Origin of the sequence: Halobacteriovorax sp. GB3 (assembly GCF_028649655.1) — a bacterium.
GTDB lineage: Bacteria > Bdellovibrionota > Bacteriovoracia > Bacteriovoracales > Bacteriovoracaceae > BSW11-IV.
Genome location: NZ_JAQSLN010000003.1, coordinates 1 through 21,866 on the forward strand (window position 1 = coordinate 1; position 21,866 = coordinate 21,866).

Annotated in this window: 26 protein-coding genes and 1 rRNA gene; 18 read left to right on the forward strand and 9 right to left on the reverse strand. The window is 37.6% G+C overall.

Annotation, left to right across the window (positions count from 1 at the left end; translation table 11 throughout):
* Positions 1-90 precede the first annotated feature (90 nt).
* Together rrf and HBN50_RS06165 are read left to right on the forward strand one after the other, a co-directional pair.
* Positions 91-207: ribosomal RNA gene (gene rrf, locus HBN50_RS06160) — 5S ribosomal RNA — on the forward strand.
* A gap of 63 nt (positions 208-270) precedes the next feature.
* Positions 271-888, forward strand: a complete 618-nt coding sequence (locus HBN50_RS06165) for a LysE/ArgO family amino acid transporter (protein WP_273868682.1) — start codon at positions 271-273, stop codon at positions 886-888.
* Positions 889-926: 38 nt separating this feature from the next.
* Here the strand turns inward: HBN50_RS06165 and HBN50_RS06170 are convergent, their stop codons facing one another.
* Positions 927-1,985: a porin gene (locus tag HBN50_RS06170; protein ID WP_273868683.1), complete on the reverse strand. Its 1,059-nt coding sequence runs from the start codon at positions 1,983-1,985 to the stop codon at positions 927-929.
* Between the two features lie 153 nt (positions 1,986-2,138).
* On the opposite strand from HBN50_RS06170, the gene rimM reads away from it, so the two are divergent.
* The 6 genes from rimM to HBN50_RS06200 all read left to right on the forward strand — a co-directional run bounded on the left by rimM (position 2,139) and on the right by HBN50_RS06200 (position 6,013).
* The gene (gene rimM / locus HBN50_RS06175) at positions 2,139-2,663 is read left to right on the forward strand and encodes a ribosome maturation factor RimM (RefSeq protein WP_273868684.1); all 525 of its coding nucleotides are present in this window, start codon (positions 2,139-2,141) and stop codon (positions 2,661-2,663) included.
* A gap of 1 nt (position 2,664) precedes the next feature.
* Complete coding sequence (trmD, locus tag HBN50_RS06180) at positions 2,665-3,417, forward strand: tRNA (guanosine(37)-N1)-methyltransferase TrmD (protein ID WP_273868685.1); 753 nt, start codon at positions 2,665-2,667, stop codon at positions 3,415-3,417.
* Positions 3,418-3,990 carry an RNA methyltransferase gene (locus HBN50_RS06185; protein ID WP_273868686.1) on the forward strand — a complete coding sequence of 191 codons (573 nt, stop codon included), beginning with the start codon at positions 3,418-3,420 and terminating at the stop codon, positions 3,988-3,990.
* A gap of 75 nt (positions 3,991-4,065) precedes the next feature.
* Positions 4,066-4,428, forward strand: coding sequence for a 50S ribosomal protein L19 (gene rplS, locus HBN50_RS06190; RefSeq protein WP_273868688.1), 363 nt, complete (start codon positions 4,066-4,068; stop codon positions 4,426-4,428).
* A 76-nt stretch (positions 4,429-4,504) separates the two neighbouring features.
* Positions 4,505-5,179 (forward strand): ribonuclease HII, encoded by a 675-nt coding sequence (locus tag HBN50_RS06195; RefSeq protein ID WP_273868689.1) that lies wholly within the window; start codon positions 4,505-4,507, stop codon positions 5,177-5,179.
* A gap of 333 nt (positions 5,180-5,512) precedes the next feature.
* On the forward strand, positions 5,513-6,013 hold the full coding sequence (locus HBN50_RS06200; RefSeq protein WP_273868691.1) for a hypothetical protein: 501 nt from the start codon (positions 5,513-5,515) through the stop codon (positions 6,011-6,013).
* Here HBN50_RS06200 and HBN50_RS06205 read toward each other — a convergent pair.
* Positions 6,004-6,390, reverse strand: coding sequence for an STAS domain-containing protein (locus HBN50_RS06205; RefSeq protein ID WP_273868692.1), 387 nt, complete (start codon positions 6,388-6,390; stop codon positions 6,004-6,006). The two genes, HBN50_RS06200 and HBN50_RS06205, sit on opposite strands and share 10 nt — an antisense overlap.
* Positions 6,391-6,555: 165 nt before the next feature.
* On the opposite strand from HBN50_RS06205, the gene rsmI reads away from it, so the two are divergent.
* The 10 genes from rsmI (at position 6,556) to HBN50_RS06255 (ending at position 16,680) form a co-directional block, all read left to right on the forward strand.
* Positions 6,556-7,386, forward strand: a complete 831-nt coding sequence (rsmI, locus tag HBN50_RS06210) for a 16S rRNA (cytidine(1402)-2'-O)-methyltransferase (protein WP_273868694.1) — start codon at positions 6,556-6,558, stop codon at positions 7,384-7,386.
* A gap of 68 nt (positions 7,387-7,454) precedes the next feature.
* Positions 7,455-8,579 (forward strand): HD-GYP domain-containing protein, encoded by a 1,125-nt coding sequence (locus HBN50_RS06215; protein WP_273868695.1) that lies wholly within the window; start codon positions 7,455-7,457, stop codon positions 8,577-8,579.
* 33 nt (positions 8,580-8,612) lie between these two features.
* The gene (locus HBN50_RS06220) at positions 8,613-9,377 is read left to right on the forward strand and encodes an MBL fold metallo-hydrolase (RefSeq protein WP_273868696.1); all 765 of its coding nucleotides are present in this window, start codon (positions 8,613-8,615) and stop codon (positions 9,375-9,377) included.
* A 124-nt stretch (positions 9,378-9,501) separates the two neighbouring features.
* Complete coding sequence (gene accD / locus HBN50_RS06225; RefSeq protein ID WP_273868698.1) at positions 9,502-10,356, forward strand: acetyl-CoA carboxylase, carboxyltransferase subunit beta; 855 nt, start codon at positions 9,502-9,504, stop codon at positions 10,354-10,356.
* Positions 10,346-11,587 (forward strand): hypothetical protein, encoded by a 1,242-nt coding sequence (locus tag HBN50_RS06230; protein WP_273868699.1) that lies wholly within the window; start codon positions 10,346-10,348, stop codon positions 11,585-11,587. Before accD ends, HBN50_RS06230 begins: the two co-directional genes overlap by 11 nt.
* A complete protein-coding gene (locus HBN50_RS06235) occupies positions 11,487-13,919 on the forward strand; it encodes an LPS-assembly protein LptD (RefSeq protein ID WP_273868700.1) in 2,433 nt (810 codons plus the stop codon). The genes HBN50_RS06230 and HBN50_RS06235 overlap by 101 nt, the downstream gene beginning before the upstream one ends.
* A 7-nt stretch (positions 13,920-13,926) precedes the next feature.
* Complete coding sequence (locus HBN50_RS06240) at positions 13,927-14,526, forward strand: aminodeoxychorismate/anthranilate synthase component II (RefSeq protein WP_273868701.1); 600 nt, start codon at positions 13,927-13,929, stop codon at positions 14,524-14,526.
* A complete protein-coding gene (locus HBN50_RS06245; RefSeq protein WP_273868702.1) occupies positions 14,504-15,172 on the forward strand; it encodes a hypothetical protein in 669 nt (222 codons plus the stop codon). The genes HBN50_RS06240 and HBN50_RS06245 overlap by 23 nt, the downstream gene beginning before the upstream one ends.
* A gap of 43 nt (positions 15,173-15,215) precedes the next feature.
* On the forward strand, positions 15,216-16,013 hold the full coding sequence (surE, locus tag HBN50_RS06250; RefSeq protein WP_273868703.1) for a 5'/3'-nucleotidase SurE: 798 nt from the start codon (positions 15,216-15,218) through the stop codon (positions 16,011-16,013).
* A 49-nt stretch (positions 16,014-16,062) separates the two neighbouring features.
* A complete protein-coding gene (locus tag HBN50_RS06255; RefSeq protein ID WP_273868704.1) occupies positions 16,063-16,680 on the forward strand; it encodes a M23 family metallopeptidase in 618 nt (205 codons plus the stop codon).
* Here the strand turns inward: HBN50_RS06255 and HBN50_RS06260 are convergent.
* The 7 genes from HBN50_RS06260 to HBN50_RS06290 all read right to left on the reverse strand — a co-directional run bounded on the left by HBN50_RS06260 (position 16,677) and on the right by HBN50_RS06290 (position 21,862).
* Positions 16,677-17,270 (reverse strand): exonuclease domain-containing protein, encoded by a 594-nt coding sequence (locus tag HBN50_RS06260; protein ID WP_273868705.1) that lies wholly within the window; start codon positions 17,268-17,270, stop codon positions 16,677-16,679. The genes HBN50_RS06255 and HBN50_RS06260 overlap by 4 nt on opposite strands.
* 79 nt (positions 17,271-17,349) lie before the next feature.
* Positions 17,350-17,595: a hypothetical protein gene (locus HBN50_RS06265; RefSeq protein WP_273868706.1), complete on the reverse strand. Its 246-nt coding sequence runs from the start codon at positions 17,593-17,595 to the stop codon at positions 17,350-17,352.
* Positions 17,586-18,815, reverse strand: a complete 1,230-nt coding sequence (locus HBN50_RS06270) for a hypothetical protein (RefSeq protein WP_273868707.1) — start codon at positions 18,813-18,815, stop codon at positions 17,586-17,588. The genes HBN50_RS06265 and HBN50_RS06270 overlap by 10 nt, the downstream gene beginning before the upstream one ends.
* Positions 18,808-19,140 carry a hypothetical protein gene (locus tag HBN50_RS06275; protein WP_273868708.1) on the reverse strand — a complete coding sequence of 111 codons (333 nt, stop codon included), beginning with the start codon at positions 19,138-19,140 and terminating at the stop codon, positions 18,808-18,810. Before HBN50_RS06275 ends, HBN50_RS06270 begins: the two co-directional genes overlap by 8 nt.
* Before the next feature lie 211 nt (positions 19,141-19,351).
* A complete protein-coding gene (locus tag HBN50_RS06280) occupies positions 19,352-19,960 on the reverse strand; it encodes a 3-oxoacid CoA-transferase subunit B (RefSeq protein ID WP_273868709.1) in 609 nt (202 codons plus the stop codon).
* The gene (locus HBN50_RS06285) at positions 19,960-20,652 is read right to left on the reverse strand and encodes a CoA transferase subunit A (protein WP_273868710.1); all 693 of its coding nucleotides are present in this window, start codon (positions 20,650-20,652) and stop codon (positions 19,960-19,962) included. Before HBN50_RS06285 ends, HBN50_RS06280 begins: the two co-directional genes overlap by 1 nt.
* Positions 20,615-21,862: an aspartate aminotransferase family protein gene (locus tag HBN50_RS06290; protein ID WP_273868711.1), complete on the reverse strand. Its 1,248-nt coding sequence runs from the start codon at positions 21,860-21,862 to the stop codon at positions 20,615-20,617. Before HBN50_RS06290 ends, HBN50_RS06285 begins: the two co-directional genes overlap by 38 nt.
* Between the last annotated feature and the right edge of the window lie 4 nt (positions 21,863-21,866).

The window sequence follows — 21,866 nt, forward strand, 5'->3', positions numbered from 1 at the left end:
TCTGTTTTGTCAGTGTTAAAGAAGCAAAAGTACTTGACCGGAACTTTTGCTAAGTATATAAACCGGTTACCCAAATTTAAATTCAAATTTGGGTGTGTCGATAGCGACGAGGAAACACCTGATCCCATCCCGAACTCAGCAGTTAAGCTTGTCAGCGCCGAAAGTAGTGCCAGGGGGACTTGGTGTTAGGATAGGACGATGCACCCATCATATTAAAAAAGGAAGCTTTATTGCTTCCTTTTTTTTGCCTTTTTTTAACATTCACTATATATGCATCAAATGATTTACTTTCAAGGTATGGCACTTGGGCTTGGGCTTATAGTTGCTATAGGTGCTCAAAATGCACATGTATTAAAAGAAGCATTAAAGGGGCATTATGCCTTTTTGATTGCTACAATCTGTTTTGTTAGCGATGCTCTACTTATAGCGATTGGGGTAAGTGGTGCAGGGAAAATTGTAGAGCGATGGAGCTTCATAGTTCCAGTTCTAAGTATGCTAGCTTGTTTTGTCCTTCTATTTTATGGGCTTGATCATTTAAAAATGGCCTACAAGAAAACTTCAAAACTAAATATCGAAGATGCTGGAAAGTCAGATCTTAAAAAAAGTGTTTTAAAGACTTTCGTTATTACTTTTTTAAATCCCCATGTTTATCTCGATACAGTGCTATTAGTTGGTAGTGCTGCGAGTTCTTACTCTTCCAAAAACCGTGCTCTCTTTGCTTTTGGTGCAATGAGCGCATCCTTTCTATGGTTTTATACCCTTTCTTTGATTCCTAAATTATTTAGTAAAAAATTGAAAAGTCCACGAGTGTGGCAAGGTATTGATTTGGCCATTGGCCTTGTCATGATTTCTTTGAGTTTTGATTTCTTTAAAAGGATTGAGTTTTAAGATTAGGCCCTTACAAAAGTAAGGACCTAAGTGTTTGATTAGAACTTAAGTTGTGTTCCAAAAGCAACAATTGTTGAATCGTTGTCAGTTGTACTAGCAGCTTTGTAGTCAACATTGTATTGACCAACTGAAGCTCTCATTGAAACGTGCTTGTTATAAGCATAGTTGTAACCTAGAGCGATTTGAGTGATATCTCTATCCTCTTTTTTCTCATAAGTTGAGTACTTCGCCATGAATGAGTGAGCGTTCATGTTGTACTTCGCTGCTACCATCATTCTATCTTCTTCAGTTTTAGTTGTTGTTCCTGCTGCTGTAGACTCTGAAGAACCCATTGTTGCAGTAAGTGACATCATTTTTCCAAGATCAAACTTTAGACCGTACATCATTGTTTCATCATCTTTAGTATCAACGTCATTGTTCTTGATCATACTTGCAAAAACAAGAAGGGCATTGTCACCCATTTTGTGGTTGAAAGTAAGTAAGTGCTCAAGAGTTTCTTTTCCGTACTCAGTATTTGAAGGTGTTGAGTCAATAGAAGGTTTGTCATTCTTGTCAGTTGAAACGATATACTGAAGACCCATGAATTTTGGAGTCTTGTACATTAGTAGGTCTTTTCTTGAACGATATTCCATTCCAAGACCTGATCCTGCGGCACCTGAAACAAGTGCTTTTTGGTCAGCGTTAGCTACACCAAAAATTGTAGAAACAAATGGGTCAATTGAAACAGCGATATTTGCCGAAGGTGTGTACGTTTGACCAAAAACAAGTGTACCAAAAGCAGTCTCAGTTCCGATGTGAGATTGTCTGATTCTAATACGTCCTGAATCTGAAGATTGTTGAGTTGAGTTGATTCCTAGTTCTAGTGCATAAGTGAACTTTAGTGAATCAAAGTCAACATTTCCTTTTGCTCCAAGACGAGACTCAGAGTTTGCAACATCTCTTACTCCAGAGAACGACTTGTGAGTCGTTGCATCTTGATCAATGTAAGCAACTGATTTGTTAAGTTTACCGTAGAAAGTCGGCATTTTTGCGTGCATGTCGGCCATTGCAGGAGCTGCAACTAGCGCAAGAGCACTTGAAATTACAAGTTTTTTCATACTCCATCCTTAGTTGTGTGAATAAAATTAGTACTTAAATAGTGTAGGAAAGCGTTTGGGCTTTGCAAAGGTCTTTTTTTTATTTAGAGAGAAAAAAAGCCCTTAAAATCTTGAAAGTATTGACCCAATCATGTTTTCATTTTAAAAATGGCCATGGAAAAAGATAAATTAATAGAACTTGGGCAATGCTCAAAACCGCACGGTATCAAAGGTGCTTTCTCGTTTCATTTAACTAATGTCGTAGACTCCGTTTTGCAAAAAGGAACGAAGATCTTTATCTTTCCAAAAACTGGAGCAAGCTGTGTTTCAAGTGCTGGAGAGGAAGTCGAGATCTCAAAAATTTCTTTTGGAAATAAAGTCATCGCAGAATTAAAAGGTGTTAGCGATCGAAATAAAGTCGAGTCCATGCTACCTTTTACTATTCATATTGGTAGGGAAGAGTTTCCTGATACTGATGAGGATGAAGTTTATCTTTCTGATTTATTAGAATGTGATGTTTATGAGTATGAAACAGATCAAAAAGTTGGTTCTGTTTATCGTTATTATGAAAGTCCGGCCCATGTTGTTCTTTCAATTAGAGGTAGTAAAAGCTTCGAAGTTCCCTTTGTAGAAAAGTTTGTACCTGAGATTGATATTGAAAATAGAAAAATATGGGTTGTTATCCCACGGGTGATATAGTTTGAAAAAAATCTGGGTAATTACACTCTTTCCTGAGTACTTTGAAGCTTTTAAAGAAGCTGGCGTAGCTGGACATGTTTTGAGAGGTGTTCGCGATGGTGGAATCGAATTAGAAACAGTTCTACTACGTGATTTTTCTCCAAAGGGTTATAAAGGTGTTGACGGTGCTCCTTACGGTGGTGGGCCAGGCATGGTTATGCGCGCAGATGTTTTAAAAGAGGCTCTTTTAAAAGGGGTCATTGAGCCTGGCGGATATGATTTAGAATCAATCAAGAACCAACTTCATATTGTCTATACTGGGCCTAGAGGCAGAGTGTGGGATAATGTCGTCTGTAAAGAATTTGCAAAAGATCACTTATGTGAGAGCGATAAGGACCTTGTCTTTATCTGCGGTCGATATGAAGGTGTTGATGAGCGCTTTTTAGGAAAGTATGTTGATGCCGTATATTGCATCGGTGATTACGTTCTTACAGGTGGAGAGATCGCTGTTCTTGCGATTCTTGACTCATCTATGCGATTTGCAAAAGGTGTTCTTGGAAACTTTGACTCTGCTCTTGAAGATTCATTTGAAGATGGATTGATCGAGCATAAGCAGTACACCAAGCCTAGAGATTTTGAAGGTGAGGGAGTTCCTGAGATTCTTCTATCTGGTCACCATAGTAAAATTGCAGAATTTAGATTAAATGAAAAAATTGAACTTACGAAGAAGCATCGAGCTGATCTTTACCGTGAGTATATGAAAAAGGATAAATAAATGGAAAATATGTACTTGGCCCTCGTCCATCACCCTATTCGCAATAAAAGGGGTGACCTTGTGACGACTTCAGTGACGAACCTAGATATTCACGATATTGCTAGAAGTTGCCGTACATTCAATATCAAGAATTATTTTTTAGTGACTCCTTTGAAGGCCCAGCATGATCTCGTAAAGAGAATTCTTGGACATTGGGAAGAAGACGCTGCAAATGCCTATAATCCCGATCGTCAGGATGCCCTTTCTATTGCAAGGTTAGTTAATTCTGTTGATGAGGCCATTGTGAAGATTGAAGAAGCTGAGGGGGTGAAGCCTTTAATTGCTGTGACTGGAGCTAATTTTGAGAGTTTTACAGGCCGTATGAATGACCTGGTTTCAAAGATGAATGTTGACAAAAAGCCGTGTTTACTGTTATTTGGTACAGGCTGGGGACTGCATGCCTCTATACTCGAACGGGCAGATTTTAGTTTGGACCCTATTGTAGGGACGAGCGAAGACGGATATAATCATCTTTCTGTTCGATCAGCTGTTGCGATCTACTTAGATCGTTTTGCAGAGGCCTCTCGGTCATAAAAAATTGAGGTTCCTTTAAGAACAACATAGTGTTGGTCCTCTGGGGAGCCCCGTAACTATTTAGTTGAGGTTACTATGAATCTAATTGATGTTGTAAACGAGAAGTATTCTTCTGAAAACGTAAAGAACTTTCCTGAGTTCAGAGCTGGGGACACTGTTGCTGTTCACGCTAGAATTAAAGAAGGTGACAAGTCACGTGTTCAGATTTTCCAAGGTGTTGTTATCGCAATGAAGGAAAAAGGAAAACTTTCTGGTCACTTCAGAGTTAGAAAAATCTCTTCTGGTTTTGGTGTAGAAAGAGTTTTCCCTTTCCATTCACCAAACGTTGAAAAAATTGAAGTTGTTCAACGTGGTAAAACTAAGAGAGCGAAACTTTACTACCTTAGAAAGAGATCTGGTAAGTCTGCAAGACTTGCAATCGACTTCGACAGAAAGTAATTTTTCATTCGAACTAAGAAAAAAGGGCCTCCATTTTATGGAGGCTTTTTTTTGCTCATTTTTTCAAGGAAGTATTGTGATAGAGTTTGATTTTTTAAAAGAGCATAAATTTATTAGTGGTTGCGACGAGGTTGGGCGCGGTCCTCTTGCTGGTCCTGTCGTTGGATGTTCAGTTGGTGTTTCTACAAATGTTGATCTCTTGGAGCTTTTTGACTTCTTAAGAGGGCTTGGTGTCACAGATTCAAAAAAGTTAACGGCCAAGAAAAGACAAAAACTTCTTTCAGACCTCTCTTTAGGTGACCTTGTCTCTGAAAAACTTTATGAAATAAATATTCTCAAAAAATTCTCTGTTAGATTTTATATTCGAGAAATATCGGAGAGTTTGATTGATGAAATTAATATCTTAAATGCATCTCTTTTAACGATGAAAGAATCATTTGAGAGAATCTCTACAAAAGAGACTGCCCTTCTTCTCATTGATGGAAATAAAGTACCAAAAGATTTAGATGATTATATTGACGCCAAGACTATTGTAAAAGGAGACTCTAAAAGTGTTCTCATCGGTTTGGCCTCGGTAATTGCTAAAGAATACAGAGATGATCTTATGGTGAAACTTGGAGTAAAGTACCCCGGTTATGGACTTGAAAAACACGCAGGTTATCCAACTAAGATGCACAAAGAGGCCATCGCACAGTTTGGAATTACGCCAATACACAGAAAGTCATTCAAAGGAGTTAAAGAATACGTTTAAAAATAGTGGTCAGAGTTTAGAAAAAGAAAAGTCTAAGATTATCCATGAGAAGGGCCTTCCTGTTTTAGTGTCATCTACTTTTTTAAGGGATAGAGGCGTTGGGCAGTGTGACATAGTCAAAATGGAAAAATCTGGTCCAAATATATGGATTACTGTTTATGAAGTTAAAAGCTCGGGAGTCATTGGACCAACTCAAAAGAAGCGGCTTTATGGAAGTTGTCAGCTCTTGTCTTATCTGTTTAATTGCCCTGCTTTTTTTAGAATTTTAGCGAGATCATAATGGGATTTAAACTGTATGTTGCCATATGTTTAACTACAGATTATCCTATCCTTATGAAAGTACGTAATTTTATAGTCTCATTCTCTTTATTATTTTCTTGTATGCTAACTAGTGTTGAAGCTAAAGCTGAAGTGGACCCAAAGCTAAAGGCCTTAGGTGCTATGGCCGCTTATGGTACTGTTGGTGGTGCTCTTCTTGGAACAGCTTCCTTGGCCTTTGGGACAAAGGGACGTTCCGTGGCAATAGGTGCTTCTCTTGGTTTATATGCCGGTCTTCTCTTTGGTGGTTATGTTGTGATAACTCACGCTGTAAAGAAGAGTCGATTTAGACAAGGTGGGGATTATTATCCAAGTTCACCTTTGAATAGTCCTTACGAAAATGCTCCGCCGGCCGAGCCAGAGGGGAATTTGTACCCATATCAGAATGAGCAATCAAGTATGTGGGAACAATATAGAGATCTTGAAGAAAGTTCTAAAAGTGTAAAGGTGGCCCTTAATAAAAAGAACCACCCAAGTGATACTATTGGCTTTCAGTTAATTAATTATCAGTTCTGAAAAGTGTGGCGGCGATTTCCGAAACGCATGTTGAGCATTTCTGTTTCGTCGCACTCAAATTCGTTTACAAGAAGTTCCATTGCATCAAAATCATAAAGTTTAAAAACTCTAATAAATTCATTTTTTACATTTGATAATTTGATCTGATCTTTCTTTTCATTGAGTGTTTTGATTGTTTCGACAAAGAAACCAATTCCAGAAGAGCCTACAAAATCTAGTCCATTCAGGTCTAGTGTGATTGTTGAGCTTGGGTTATCTGTTGCAAGTGAGTTCAGTTCCTGTCTTAGTGGGATTGTGTTTTCGTAATCTAGTCCACCTTCCATGTGGATTGTGATATTTCCCATGGCGTCTGTGCGAACTCTTGCCTTCATCGTCATATGCAACTCCTCTTTATACATTAAACATCTCATAACCATTGATGGTCTTGGTCTTAAAATTAATTATATCACTGTGCGTCATTGTTTTTTAGGAGGAACATTTTATCCCCTCGTATGGCCGTAGATGAAAGAGAAAGGTAAAATAGTGAAATCAAAGGAGAAGTCGTGGGAAAATTGACTTTAATTACTCTTCCAATTGGAAATGTTGCTGATATTACGGCCCGTGCAAAAGAAGCCTTAGAAAAAGAACAATACTTCTTGGCAGAAGACACACGTAATCTTAGTAAATTACTTAAGCACTATGGAATTGATAGTAAGTCAAAAAAGATCGACTCATTTCACGATCATTCTTTTGAAAAAATTGAGCGGATAGTTGGAAAACTCACGAAAGGTCAACATCTTTGCCTTGTTTCTGATGCTGGAAGTCCGATGATTTCAGATCCTGCCTATCCTCTTGTGAGGGCCGCACTTGAAAGTGGAGTTGAAGTTGAATCTCTTTCGGGAATAAGTGCTGTAACATGTGCTCTCGAGTTAAGTGGACTACCTCCACATCCTTTTCAATTTCATGGTTTTTTACCTCGCGATAAGAATGGAAAAAAAGAGCTTTTTAAAGATTTAAAAGGCCATCACGGTACCCATATTTTCTTTGAATCACCCTATAGAATGCAAGAGAGCTTAGCTCTTTTAGCCGAGGCGCTTCCCGATGTCGAAGTGGTCGTGGCCAGAGAGCTAACAAAGGCCTATCAGAGCGTATATCGTTTCAACTCTAGCGAGCTTTCGAGTCAGGAAATTAATTACAAAGGTGAATTTGTTCTTTTATTTCACCTTAGAAAAGACCAAGTTGAGCAAAAGAAAGGCACTGAGAAAATAGAGAAACTCGCCCTCGAGTATTTGGATAAGAAAACGACACCAAAAAATCTGTGTAAGCTTTTAGGGGAGATTCTAGATAGAAACCCTTCTGAAATTTACAATACGCTTAATACAAGAGCGAAATAGTCTAACTCTAAAGCTTCTTGTTCAGTTTTCCGATATTCACATGAGAATGTTTTTATTTAAGGAAGAGTATGAGCAAGAAGTTTGAAAAGAAAGTCGCACGTTACGAAGAACTCATGAAACTAAGTCAGTTAACAAGTTCTTCACTGGATATAAAAGATATCAAAAAGAAGGCATGTACTATTATTGCAAAGCTCCTTCAATGTGAAAAAGTTCTTATTTACCGCTACGATCAAAAGAAAAATAAATTAATTCATCGCTTTTGGGATAATCATGAATCCCGAGAGTGGAGTTGTGAACTTGATGAAAAGACATTTGTCGGTTCTTGTGGTCATTTCATGGCAACATTGCATATTAGGGACGCTAAAGTTGATCTGCGCAGTCGACGTGATAATCCCGTTTTGAATGATTTCACTGTTAAAGAAGTTCTTGTTTTCCCTTTAATTAATAAAGGAGAGCTTGTAGGGGTTGTTCAGTCTATTAACTCATCCCATGATGAAGGATTTAATGAAGAGGATATTCAGTTTTCAGAAGCCGTTTCTTCTCAGTTAACAAATACGTTGTTGAACACGATACTTTTTGAAAAGCAGCAAAAAATGTTCATTCAGGTTGTTGAGTCTATGGCCGATGCTATTGGTAAGAAAGATACTTACACGGGAGGACACACCAAACGCGTTCGTCATTTTTCTGAGCTTATTGGTCGTGAAATGGACTTAACTTTTAGTGAAATGAATGATCTGCGTCTTGCTGCTGTTCTTCATGATATTGGTAAAATAGGAATTGAGGATAAGATATTAAAAAAGTCAGCTCCTCTTACTGAAGATGAATTCAAAACTATGCGTGAGCATCCGCGTTTAGGTTATGAAATCCTAAGAAAGATTGAGGGATTAGAGTCGGTAATTGATGGAATGAGGTTTCATCATGAAAGACCTGATGGTAGGGGCTATCCTTACGGTCTAAAAGGTGAAGAGATCCCGTTGATTGCTAGTATCATTTCTGTTGCCGATACTTTCGATGCAATGATTAGTACACGTCCATACAGAAAAGGACTCAATCCGATGATAGCTTATCAAGAAATTATCGATCATTCTGGCACTCAATTTGACCCCCGCGTTGTCGAAGGATTTAAAAAATACTTCGAAAAAACAAAGATGTACAAACCTTCCACTATGGATTCATTTAAAAAAGCGAGTTAAAATAAAAATATTGATTCAACTTAAGGATAGTTTATGCTCGTTAGAATTATTGGTGGACACGGGGGAGTTTCTCCTGGGTTCAGGGCCACAAGTTATTTAATTGATGGAAAGCTGCTTATAGACGCGGGTTCTGTTGCTAGTGGTATCCAAATTGGAGAGCAGGCCAATATTGATAATATTCTTATTTCGCATTCACACCTTGATCATATTTCTGATCTCGCTTTTCTCGCTGATAATTGTTTTGGGATGAAGGGAAGGCCTTTCGAAGTTTGGACAAACCCTAAAATTAAAAAAAATATAATGACTCACCTTTTTAATGACGAAATTTGGCCTGATTTTTCTAAGCTACCGAGTGCCGATAATCCGACAATGCGATTTCACGAAATTGATGAAGAGGTTGAGTTTACTCTTGGAGAGTATAAGATCACTCCTGTGCGTGTAAACCATCAAGAGGGGGCCATGGGCTTCATTATCGAAAAAGGGGATTGCGCAGTTGTCTTTACTCAAGATACTGGACCAACAGATCGTATTTGGGAAGTGGCCAAGACGAAGAAAAATCTAAAAGGTATTTTTACAGAAGTTTCATTTCCAAATAACCTTATTCAAGTTGCAATTGATTCTCAACACCATACGCCGAGTACGATGAGTGAAGAAATTAAGAAAATGCCTGGAGAGGTTCCAATCTTTCTTGGTCATCTTAAGCCAAACTTTCAAGAACTTCTTTTTAAGGAAATTGCTGACATTGGATGCGATAGAATTACAGTTCTTGGCTCAGATGATACAAGCTACATGTTTTAATGCTCTGAATTACATAAAACCTAGCACTTAGAGGTGAATTTTCGCCGACATTTTACTTGTCTAAGTAAGTAGGTCATTCCATGATAACCTCTCATTTTAGAATCTAACAAATTCGGAGATTCCTATGTCATGGTTCAATAAAGTTAAAAGTCCAAAGTTAAAGAGTTCAAAGAAAATTGAAACGAATACGCCAAGTGGACTTTGGAAAAAATGTACAAATTGTTCTGAAATTGTTCAGAGTCAAAGATTAGAAGAAACTTATCAAGTTTGCCCATATTGTGATCACCATTTTCGTTTATCGGCCAAAGAGAGAATTACTCAGCTTTTAGACGAGGATAGCTTTCTTCCAATTGGGCAGAAGTTAACAACGACAGACCCTCTAGGTTTTGTCGATAAGAAGCCTTATGGTCAGCGACTAGAAGAGGCCAAGAGCAAAACTGGTCTTGTTGATGGTACATATGCAGGTACAGGTAAAGTTAATGGAAAAGAAGTGGCCATTGCCATTATGAACTTCCAGTTCATGGGTGGATCAATGGGTGTCGTAACTGGTGAGAAAGTTGCTCGAGTTATGGATCTTGCTTATGAAAAGAAAATTCCATGTATCGTGGTTTCTTGCTCTGGTGGAGCTCGTATGCAGGAAGGCCTTCTTTCTCTTATGCAAATGGGAAAAACAAGTGCATCGAGACAAAGACTTAAGAATGCAGGTATTCCTTATATTTCACTTTTGACAGACCCAACGACGGGTGGAGTCGCTGCTAGTTTTGCGATGGTAGGTGATCTTAATATTGCTGAGCCAAAGGCCTTAATTGGGTTCGCTGGTCCTCGTGTTATTGAGCAATCAATTAGACAAAAGCTTCCACAAGGTTTTCAAAGATCTGAGTTTCTCTTGGATCACGGATTTATTGATCGCATAGTTCATCGTCACAAGTTAAAAGAAGAGCTTTCATTCTTTATTGATATGTTCTCGAATGAAAAATGATTTTGTAAATCTCGTCAATGAACATTTTAATTCTTCAATAGAAGATAAACTCGTGTCTAAGCTTTTTAATGAGCTTGGACATGAGAATTTCAAACCAGGTCTTGATCGACTTCGTCCTACTTTTTCAAAATTTAATTTTAGCAATAAGAAAATTATCACAATTGGTGGTACTAACGGTAAGGGAGAGACTTCTTTTTATCTCTATCATGCTTTGGTCTCCTCTGGGAAACGAGTTGGTCTGTGGACTTCTCCTCATATTCTTTCTCTGAGAGAGAGGTTTTGTCTGTCCGATGGTCCTGTTAGTTATGAGAGGTTAGAGGCCGTTGTAGAGAAAGGATTGAAGACCTTTAAAAAAGGGGAGCTTAGTTTTTATGAGTTTCTTTTTTGGTGCTTTTGTTCTCTCGTTGAGCAAGATGACTGTGATTACATCATCTTTGAAGTCGGTCTTGGTGGACGATATGATGCTGTCAATCTCTTTGACGCCAATCTGTGTGCGATAACATCGATCTCAAGAGATCACACTGAAATTCTTGGAAAAGATACAAAGAAAATTCTATTTGAAAAATTAGGTATCACTAGAGCAAAGACACCTGCTCTTATGACTGTGGAACAATCGCACTTAAGAAAGTTTGCCCGTGATTATTGCCAAGAGCACGGCGTTGAACTCTATGATTTGTACGCTGAGGGAAAAGTTGAAAAGAAGCAAAATTATTCGCAGCGTAACAAGATTTTAGCGCGTGAGTTATTTTTGAGATTAGGTGGAGATATATCTTATTTTTCAATGAGTTTGATGCTCAAAGGTCGCTTTGAAAAGATGACAAGAGGTCAAATTCGTTTTATCTTTATAGGTGCCCACAATCTCGATGGAATTAGAAAGCTTAAGGACTTATTACTTAGCAGTGATAAGCAAGAAGAGAGAGATTTTCTCATGTCTTTTTCTAAGCGAAGCGAACAGGATATCTTAGATTGCTTAGGAGTTTGGGCCAAAGCGCCTTGTCTCTACGATAAACTACTTGTTTGTTCTTTTGAACATCAAAAATCTGCTGGAGCTGTTTTACAAGAGCTCTGTGCTAAGGTTGAATTTCCTGAGAGTAAGTTGTTGTGGTTGGATAACTGGAAGGACTATTTAATTGAACTCTATAATCAACAGAAGCCGCAAACTATTTACGTTTCAGGCTCCTATTACTTTATTGGCGAGCTTCAGCGTTTTATTCTCGCTAATTTTTCTTAACTCTTCACACGCAAGAGAATCTTTTGAAATTAATTTAGGTCAAAAGGTACAAGTACTTTCTGATAAGGCCTATCGTTCAGCTCGTAATGAAAAATTTGAAGCTGTCGGAAATGTTATCATTACTTATGGGCCAGACTCTCTTTATGGAGAAAGGGCCGTTGTTGACTTTGAAAGTGGAAGCGCTACTGTCACAGGTAATGTTCGTTATGTCGGATCTGACATGACGATGTATGGGACAAAGATTGTTTACGACTTTAAAACTCGTGGTATTAAGGTTCAAAATGCTAGAGTTCTCTCTGATAATTACACCGTTCTTGGTAAGCAATTAGCAAGAACTTCGCCAACGACGATTGAAGGAATCGATGCAGAGTACACGACTTGTCGTGATTGTCCTGAGTCATGGTCAGTGCTAGGTGGTGAAGTCAATATTACTCTTGGTGAGTATATTCGAATAAAGCACGCTTATATTAAAGTACGTGGCGTTATCGTTATGTATGTTCCTTATATCATCTTACCAATTAAAAAAGATCGTGAGACAGGGCTTCTTTTTCCAAGTTTGAGTTTGAATTATCAAAATGGCGTTTATTTTAATCAACCGTTTTTTTGGGCGATTAATGATTCAAGTGATATGACGATTTCTCCAACAATGTATGGAGAGAGGGGGCTTGGTAGTGAGCTTCAATATCGCTACGCCTATAGTGATAAAACATTCTTAGAAATCAACTCTCTCGGAGCAAGAGATCGCATCTGGGCCCCAGGTAAACAAGAATTTAAAGATGAAGGCGATCGTTATCTTCGTTTGTTTGGAGAGTATGAGCACCACTATATGCGCTCTAATGATTTCTCTCATCACTTAACGGTAGATGGGATGGGGGACCTCGATATTATTCGTGACTATGATCGCTATACAAATGATAGAATTAACTCTTCTTCATCTGGGATAAGCGGTTTTTTTGAAATGAGAAAGGACTTCTTTACTCTTTCTACTGAGTCACATTTTAGAAGAAACCTCATGTATGATAATCCTAAGGGGTTCGATCACCGATTTGTTCAAATGCTGCCTAAGATTAGTCTTAATACAGCGCCAATAGAGCTTTTTAGCTCCGATATTCCACTTTTTAAAAGATTACTCTTTACCGCAAGTGGGGATTATACGATTTTTAAGCAGAATCACACGGAAGAATTGTCTTATATCCGCAATGCACGCCGAGTAAACTTAGCTCCAAAGTTAGACTGGTATCTAGGTCAATTGGGAGTCGTTAATTTACAGACTTCAGCAATGTATGATTATCAAGGTTATGCTTTTCCATCTGATGATAGCCGTTTCAGAAAAAGTGTCGTTCTCGTAGAGTCAGAGGCCAGTGTAGAGATTGAAAAAGTTTTTGGTGTTTCTTATCGAGAAGAGGTTCCTGTTCGTGAGATTGATTTTGAAAAAAGTGGTGAAAGTATAAAGGCAGAAGAAGTTCTTAAAGAGAGGAACGACAAAATTATTGGAGAGATTCCTGTTGTTAATAAAAGCTTCTCTGATGACACGGTTAAAGTCGTTCACAATTCTTATAAGCATTCACAGAAAATCGCATTAAAACACTATCAACTGGCAGACAAAGGTCATAGTGGGAATGATCGATTTTTAACTCAGATTCAAAAGTCTAATGGTATTGGACAATTTGATAGTCTTGACTCTTTGAGAGAGGAAGAGTTTTTAAAGGCATCAAGTTCTCGTACAAACTTACCACTATCTAATACGATAGAGCTTAAATGGGAAAACTCACTTATTAAAAAATCTCCTAGAAAGTTTAATGCTTATCAAAACGATCGATATTTGAGAGATAATTTTGGTTATTCGAGGATTGCATATTTTAATCTATCACAGGGGTATGATTTAAATTTACAAGATGTGGAGACTAAGGATCGTCTGACGCGTCTTCATTTAAATGCTGGAGCTTCATTTGGTAGCCTCGGTGTATCGGCCAGTGAATATTACTTTCACCAAGGGCAAGAACATATTTTCAGTTTCAATATTAGTCATTCCATCAAGTCTTTTTATTATTCTCTAGGAGTTACTTACGATTCATTTGCTAGACCAATCAATAAAACAGCAAACTCTAATATTGTTTTTAGTCCCATCGACTTAATCCAGCTTCGTTTAAAATATGAATACGATCTAGAGGATCGAAAAGTTAAAAAGAGTCAATACGGCCTTCTCTATAGCCCGAGCAATAATTGTTGGAAATTTGATCTTAGCTATGAAACAGACCAGATTGATAAAAATATTTCTTTCAATTTTCTTTTTAATTTTAATGAAGGAAATTTCACAGGTGTAACTCAGTGAGGCCCAGTTGATTCTATTGGTTGATTTTAACGATAGTTTCACTTTTAATATTGCAAGCTATCTTGATGTGATAGCAAAGAAGTTTCATAGCGAACTTGTTGTCGTCTCACATAAAGAATTTTCCGATCATTACATCGCCAATGTAAAGGCCGTCGTTTTAGGGCCTGGGCCAGGTCATCCAAGCGAATATAAGAAAGTCTATCCTTTTATTCATTCATATCTTAAAGAATCGATTCCTATTATGGGAATTTGCCTTGGTCACCAAATTTTAATGGAAATATATGGCCTTGATATTGGACGCTCTCAAACGATTGCTCACGCTGAAGAAGTTGAGGTAACGTTGCCGGACTGGGAATGTTTTTTTAAAAGTGAACGATTAAAAGAATTCACAATTCAGCGCTACAACTCTTTGAGTGCAAAAGGGGATAGCCCTTTACTAAAGCTTCATAAAAATGATTGTAACGAAGTCATTATGTCCTATCGTGAGAACCTATTTTCAATACAGTACCATCCTGAATCCGTAGGAACATCTTGCCCTTGGACGTTTTTTAGGCCTTTGGAATATTTTCTGTATAATAAATGGGATGAGTGCAAAAATCAGACTTGAAGGACTCTATGATAAACGAACAATTGATCTTGCCTATGAATTGGGTGGAGTTGATTTATCGTTTGATTTTAGACCAAGAAGCCTCAATTTCATTCAACAATATCTATTCCTAGATATTCTCGATTCTAAAAAAGAGTCGATCAGTCATTTTACTCTTCGTTATGAAGATGAACCTGACTTTATGGTGAAAGATACACTTGATAAGTTGAGTTCAACGTATTATGGGCCTTTTCACTTAGAGTTTTCAGGTAACCAAACTCGTGACTACTACGATTCTTTTGAAAAACCTTTTATATGGCATTATCGTGAAGATGCACAGGATTTAAGTGTTTATCAGTCTGAGTTCTTAAAAGGCATTGTTCTGCCATTCTCTCTTTTACGGGAGAAGCATGAGAAGGGGCAATTTGCAAACTTTGTTCACAACTTTTATCGTCTCGCGCATCAATGCCTCCTTAAAAACGAAGGGAAATTGATCGTCTCACTAAATTGGGGTGACAATATTTTTCCCTCACTTTTTGAGTATTTCGATATCGATCAAATCTCTTTACCTGTTGATACTAATGTTGAAACTTGTTTTAGAAATGTCGACAAATCTAAGCTACAAGTCGCTATAAGTGGTCTTGGGCCCTTTACAAAATCCTTCTAATTGTGTGAATTATAGGCCTTAAATTTTAAATTAGGCTTAGTTCATGCTCAATATTTTAATTTCAAATGATGATGGTGTTCATGCACCTGGAATCAATTCACTTTATAATGCTCTTAAAGATATCGCTAATGTCGTTGTTATCGCACCTTTACAGGAGCGATCGACTACAGGTCACACTCTTACGTTAGACCATCCTCTTCGCGTTCAAAAGATAAGCGATAATATTTATGGCTGTTCTGGCTATCCTGCGGATTGTACTTTATTAGGGCTTGCTCATTTACTTAAAAATAAGCCTGATCTTGTCATATCTGGGATTAATAGAGGCGCTAATTTAGGGCAGGATACTTATTATTCTGGAACAGTGGCCGCTGCTCGTGAAGCTAGTTTTCGCGGGGTACCAGCAATATCTGTTTCTACAGATATTGATTATGCGATAGTACACAAAGACAATATTCACTTTAATAGTGCCGCTAAATATATAAGACATCTCGTTCTTGGCGATATTCATCAGCTAATTCCTAGCATGACTGTTCTCAATATCAATGTCCCTGATTTAGCTTGGAATGAAATAAAGGGCCACGATGTTGGTGAATTAGGTCACAGAATTTACTCCGAAGAAGTTAAAGAAAGGCGCGACTTTAAAGATCGTGAGTACTTTTGGATTGGTGGTGTTTACAAAGGCCACGATAATAATGCTCTAAGTGATTGTAATATCGTTGATGAGTCGAAAATCTCGATTACTTTGCTCAACCTTTTACAAAAACCGACCGAAACAGTTATTAAGACTGATTTATTTGATCGGGTATTTGAAAAAGGGTTGGGTAGTTTTGAGAATTCCTAGATTTATTGCCATTGTTTTCTTTGTTCTTTTTTTGAGTTCGTGTGCACACATGAAGAGTGGTCATTATATACAATTAGTAAAAGGTGATGACTTACAAGTTGTTGCAGATGAATTTAAAGTTCCAGTTTGGAAGTTAAAGCAAGAGAATCCAGATAAAGTTTTTAAGCCTGGTCAATGGGTTTTTATTCCTCTTAAAAGAGGTATTGCTGCTCACACTCATAATCATAGATCTGTTGCTTCCGAGGCGGATGTCACTGCCGATACAAATTACTATCTTTCTCAGGGGGAATTTGCATGGCCTGTTCCTTCTTCTAAAAATGTTAGTTCAAACTTTGGACGTCGTTGGGGAAGAAAGCATGAGGGGATAGACATTGCTGCTCGTCGAGGGGCCAGTATTGTTGCAGCAGCTGCCGGAGTCGTTGTTTATTCTGGAAGTGAGATGGGTGGGTATGGAAATATCACAGTTATTGCTCATGATGATGGATTTTTTACTGTGTACGCCCACGCCGATAAGAATCTAACTCGTAAGGGTCAGAAAGTTCACCAAGGGCAGGTTATTGCAAGGGTCGGTAGTACTGGCCGATCAACAGGTAATCACCTTCACTTTGAAATTAGACACAATAGCAAGGCCATCAATCCAAAAAAGATGCTGGCCCATCGTCACTAAGACTTCTTATTTGAGAATTGCTTTAGCATCTTGAAATACATGAGAGCTGTATTTCTTGCATCTTCAAGCGCTGTGTGAGCAACGTGTCCCATATTAAAATGCTTCATTAACTCTGAACCTGACTCACACTTGGCCGGCAAACATTTGAGGTCAATAAGAGAGTAAGTAACGGATGTTAAGTCGTGAACTCTGTGGTTGAAGTGCTTTCGCATAAATTCCCAACCTAGGTCTCTGTTCATAAATGGTAGGTCAATGGCATTCATCGACTTTCCAAAGAGAGTAATTTTTTGACCTTGGAAATATTCTTTTATCGTTGGGTTTGTTACATAGATTTCGAGTTCTCTTTTGAATCTTTCAATTTCGATCCCGTCTTTATGTGCTTTTTTGATAAGCTCTTCATTGTGCTCGATAACCCAAGGGTCGAGATCTTTTTTCATAGAATCAAAGCTTGGGCATTTGATATAGAAGTGTTTACTGAGACCTTCTTCTAAAACTCTCTGCTTGGCATCGAAGGGGATCATCGCAAATTCTATAATATAGTCTTTTTCTCCAAGTCCAGTTGCTTCAATGTCGAATGAAAGGTATCTCATTATTTCCTCAAGTCTTTAATATTTTTAAAAGTGGTTTTATTATCTCTTAAAAGAATGGCAATGAAAATAGATTTTCGTCCTACAGGTAATCAAAGCTTATTGTTAGGCCAAATAAATCGATATATTCCTGCAGTTTATAGTTACATATTATATTACCTTGATGATCAAGGCACTTTTTACAAATGCCTTCAGCGATGCAGCTAGATGCAACAGGGACGTTATTTGCTCTTAAAAAAAGAAGAAGGTTTTCATTCAAATCACTTTGATTGATTTCAACTTCTTTAAAAACTTTTTGAGATGCAAGCCCTTTGATTGTTAGATACATCTTAAGCTGTTTACTGATCTTGGGTCTTGGAAAAAACTCTTACTATGGAGCCCCCAAATGTTTCCAATATTCTCTACATGGTAGACAGCATTATCACTTTTTAAAAGGTTTTCTAGGTCATTTGAGTCAAGTTTCTTTGTTTCGCTAAGAATTCTCTTTGGTGGAATCATGACGATATTTCTAGAGTGATAAAGACTTTCTTTAAGATTTTTCTTTGTCGTTAGTTTTGCGTAGTTTTTTATAAATTGTTGGAGTATTTGGGCCGAGTCAGGTCCTTTTGAAGAGACAAAAATTTCATTTGAATTCGACTTGTGACATATGGCCACAGGGCGTGGAGTTTGTGACTGACCAAAGAGTGAGTGTGAAGACAATTTTTTACTATGAACTCTTGGATAAAGTCTAAGAACTGCCATTGCTGAAAAGTTGTTTTTCATGGCGCCTAGTTCTAGGGTTTGAGGTCTTTTGTCTTTTGAAATGAGAAAGATTGAATTTTCATAAATATTTAGATCGTAATTACATAAGTATTTTTGGTCGTTAGTAACATAAGGAAAGAGATAGGAGTTATTTGTTACTTTCTTTTTTCTTTGTTCTTTTGTCTGAAGACGTGACACATTGTAGATACGCTTTAAAGAGGAACGCCTTATCGTTTCATTTGCTTTAATTAATTGATTTCCTCTTAAGTAAGTCGCACTTAGCTTTTCGTCACTTCGAATACTTTGCTCAATACCTGAGAGAAACCTTGCATATCGTTTAGAGATTGTTATGCGAGTCGGTAGTTCTCTTTCGACAAGAGAGATAAGTTCTCCTAAAGAGTATTTAGCCTTATTCTTTTTCAGGTAATATCTTAAAGAGTCAAAAAGATTTGTTGGCCTCTTATCGCTCAAGTAATAACTGTGTTCAAAATTTTTGCTGGCCAAATTCATATCCAGGAATTGAATTTGTGAATCGATTGAAACGGCAAAAGGAGAGTTGAAAATCTCAGTGAGAACCGTTGCTACAAGTATCTCTTGAGCACTTAGATTTACTTTCTTATTTAAGTTCTGAATAAGCAAGTACGTTTGCTCGTTTTGTATATAAAATTGTGTGTTGCTTTTATTACAGAAGAGTTCTTTTTCTTTTTTATCTTTTAAAACTAAATTAACTTTTGATTCATTAGATTTAATAATTAATGAACAAGAAGCAAAAATAAAAAGGAAGGGAATGAGGATCAATTTATTCATGGTCAATTTGGTATAGTCCTTCAACTGGTTCTGAAAAGATTTCTTCACTAGTAAAGTCGAGAAGTGATGCATTCTCATTTAAGGCCTTGAGTAAAAAAATCACCCACATTCCAGAGCTCGTCGCATTGGTTGTTGCCTGAGTCTTTAGGTCGATTATTTTGTAGCCTCTGTTTAAAATTTCATAAGTGATTTTATCAAACTCTTTTTCTCTGTAGCCTGTTTTTCTAGCAGGTGGAGAGGGAATAAAATAGGTAAAGGTTTGAATTTTATAGTCTTTTTCTTTTTCTTTCTCTTTTTCAGAGGAGAATAACAGTTTTTTAATCATAGTATGTTTTCCTTATTAAGATTTTATACGTTCGTTAAAGTACTCGTCAATTTATGTTGGACTAACTTGTTCGGAAAAAAATACCCTGTTATTTTTTTTGTGCAGGAAATCTTTTTTTTAGTTATAATTTAATTGTGATCGACAGGAAGTTGAATCATGACAGGCAGGAAGCCGAAAGAAAGGGAGCAGTGCAGGGCTCCCTTTTTTTATTTTAAGGTAGTTTTAATTCACTCTCTATTACACCTGGTGCTAGCTCTAAAACTTCAAAGCAATTTCCATTCGGTTTAAAAATTCCATGATCAGTAACAACTAAATCCACAACACACTTTCCAGTTAAAGGAAGATCACATTTTTTTACAAGCTTGGGACTACCGTCTTTACTGAAATGAGTCATCATAATAATAACTGTCTTAGAGCCATTCACTAGATCCATAGCACCACCCATGCCCGTGAGTTTTTTTCCTGGAATCATCCAATTGGCAAGTGAGGCCTCAGTGTCAACTTCCATCCCTCCGAGGACCGAGTAATCAATGTGTCCGCCGCGAATCATTCCAAAGCTCAAAGAACTGTCAAAGAATGAAGCACCCTCTTTGATTGTAATTGTTTCTTTACCAGCATTAATAAGGGTTGGACTAACATTATCTTTTTTTGGTCTACCTTTGACCCCTAAAACTCCATTTTCAGAATGTATCCACAGAGTCTTACCTTCGGGAAGTCTTTGAGCGACGATTGTTGGAAGTCCAATACCTAAGTTGACACTCGATTGATCACTGATTTTTTCAAGCACCTTATCTGCCATTTCTTCTTTGGTCCAGGCCATTAATTATCCTCTAAAGTTAAAAATTCAATATCGTTTTTATAATTTGATCCTTGGTAAATTCTTTGAACAAAAATACCTGGGAGATGGACATCTTCTGGTGCTATTTCTCCAAGTTCTACAAGTTGTTCAACTTCAACGATTGTCGTTTTTGCGGCCATCGCCATGAGAGGGGAGAAGTTTCTAGCAGTTTCTTTGAACCACAGGTTCCCATAAGGATCGGCCTTTTGGGCCTTAATGATAGCAAAATCTGCATGAAGGGCCGTTTCAAGAACACAGGGGCGATCAAATTCTTTGACTTCTTTTCCCTCTGCGACAATTGTTCCGTGACCTGTGGGAGTATAAAAGGCCCTAATTCCCATTCCTGCTGCACGTATTCTTTCACTAAATGTTCCCTGAGGAACTAATTCTACATCGATTTCTTTGTTAAAGATTCGTTTTTCAAGATCAGGATTTCCCCCTACATATGAACAGTAGGCCTTTGAGATTTTATCTTGAACTAAGAGCTTTACGAGTCCTCTTCCTGAGTTTCCAATGTTGTTGGATATGACAGTGAGGTTATTAATGTCTTTTTTACAGAGAGCATCGATACTGTTTTCTGGAATACCGCAAAGACCGAAGCCTCCACTCATAACGCTTGAGCCACTTGTAATATCTTTAACTGCTTCGTCGCTTGACTGATATATTTTTGTCATTCTGTTTTTCCTTATCAAGGGAATATTTTTTTAAAATTACTTGATCTATTTTTGAGATATATTTTTCAACTTGCTTAAGACTTGTAATGTAACTTGGGCAGAGGATGATATTCTCACGCACTTGTGAAACAAAAAGCCCACTCTCTTTAAAGTCGTCAAAGAGATCTTCACGGCCATTGGTTTCTATGGCAGCTAAAAGACCTATCTGGCGAACTTCCTTAACGAAGGGGTTCTTTTTTAGCGTGTCGAGATGTTTTTTAAAGCTTTTTTGAAGTTGCTTTAGGTGAGTTTGTAGCTTTTCCCTTTCAAGGATTTGTAAAACCTTTTTTGTAGATGCGAGACCAAGGGGATGGGCATAATTTGTTAAACCATAACTAAAAACTTCTTTTTCTAGATCTTCTGAGGCCGATTTAGAAACCCAAACGGCTCCAAAAGGACAATGACCCGCATTGATCCCTTTTGCCATGCAAATATAATCAGGTCTTAATTTATAATGATGAAACCCAAATGGTTTTCCCGTACGATGAAAACCGCACACAACCTCATCTAGGATGAGCTGTATTTTATATTGATCGCAAATTTTTTGAATTCCTTCAAACCAGCTCTTTGGAGGTATGATAACACCATTTCCACCTGTAATTGTTTCTAGACAAAATGCTGCAATTTTGTGAGGTCCAATTGATTTTATAATTTTCTTAGTTTTAATTAACTTTGGATCATCGTGTGGTTCAGGAATTCTGGCAGTCCACTCATCAATTGTGTCGTGCTTTTTATTGCGCCAGTCTCCCGTAATAGAGAGTGCTCCTAGAGTGGCTCCATGATAAGACTGCTCTCTTGCGAGAATAATTTTTTTTCCACTTCTTTGTCTTGCCATTTTCAAAGCATTTTCAACAGACTCAGCTCCTGAGACTGTATAAAATAATTTACCGTCTCTTTTTTTAAGGGCCTTTAAAAGCATATAAGAGACTTCTTCTTTTAGCTTAAAAATACTCTTTGGGTTGGAAACTGAAATGAGCTTGGCCTGATTCATCATGGCCTTAACAACTTCTGGGTGTGAATTACCAAAAATGGCATGATAGCTTGTTGATGAGAAATCAAAGAGGCGCTTTCCTTCATTCGTGATAAGGAAATTACCTACGGCCTTTTCAATTGAAACCGTGTGGGCCTTTTCTTGATCTTGCCAAGTAATAAAATAAGGACGATCTCCCATAGTG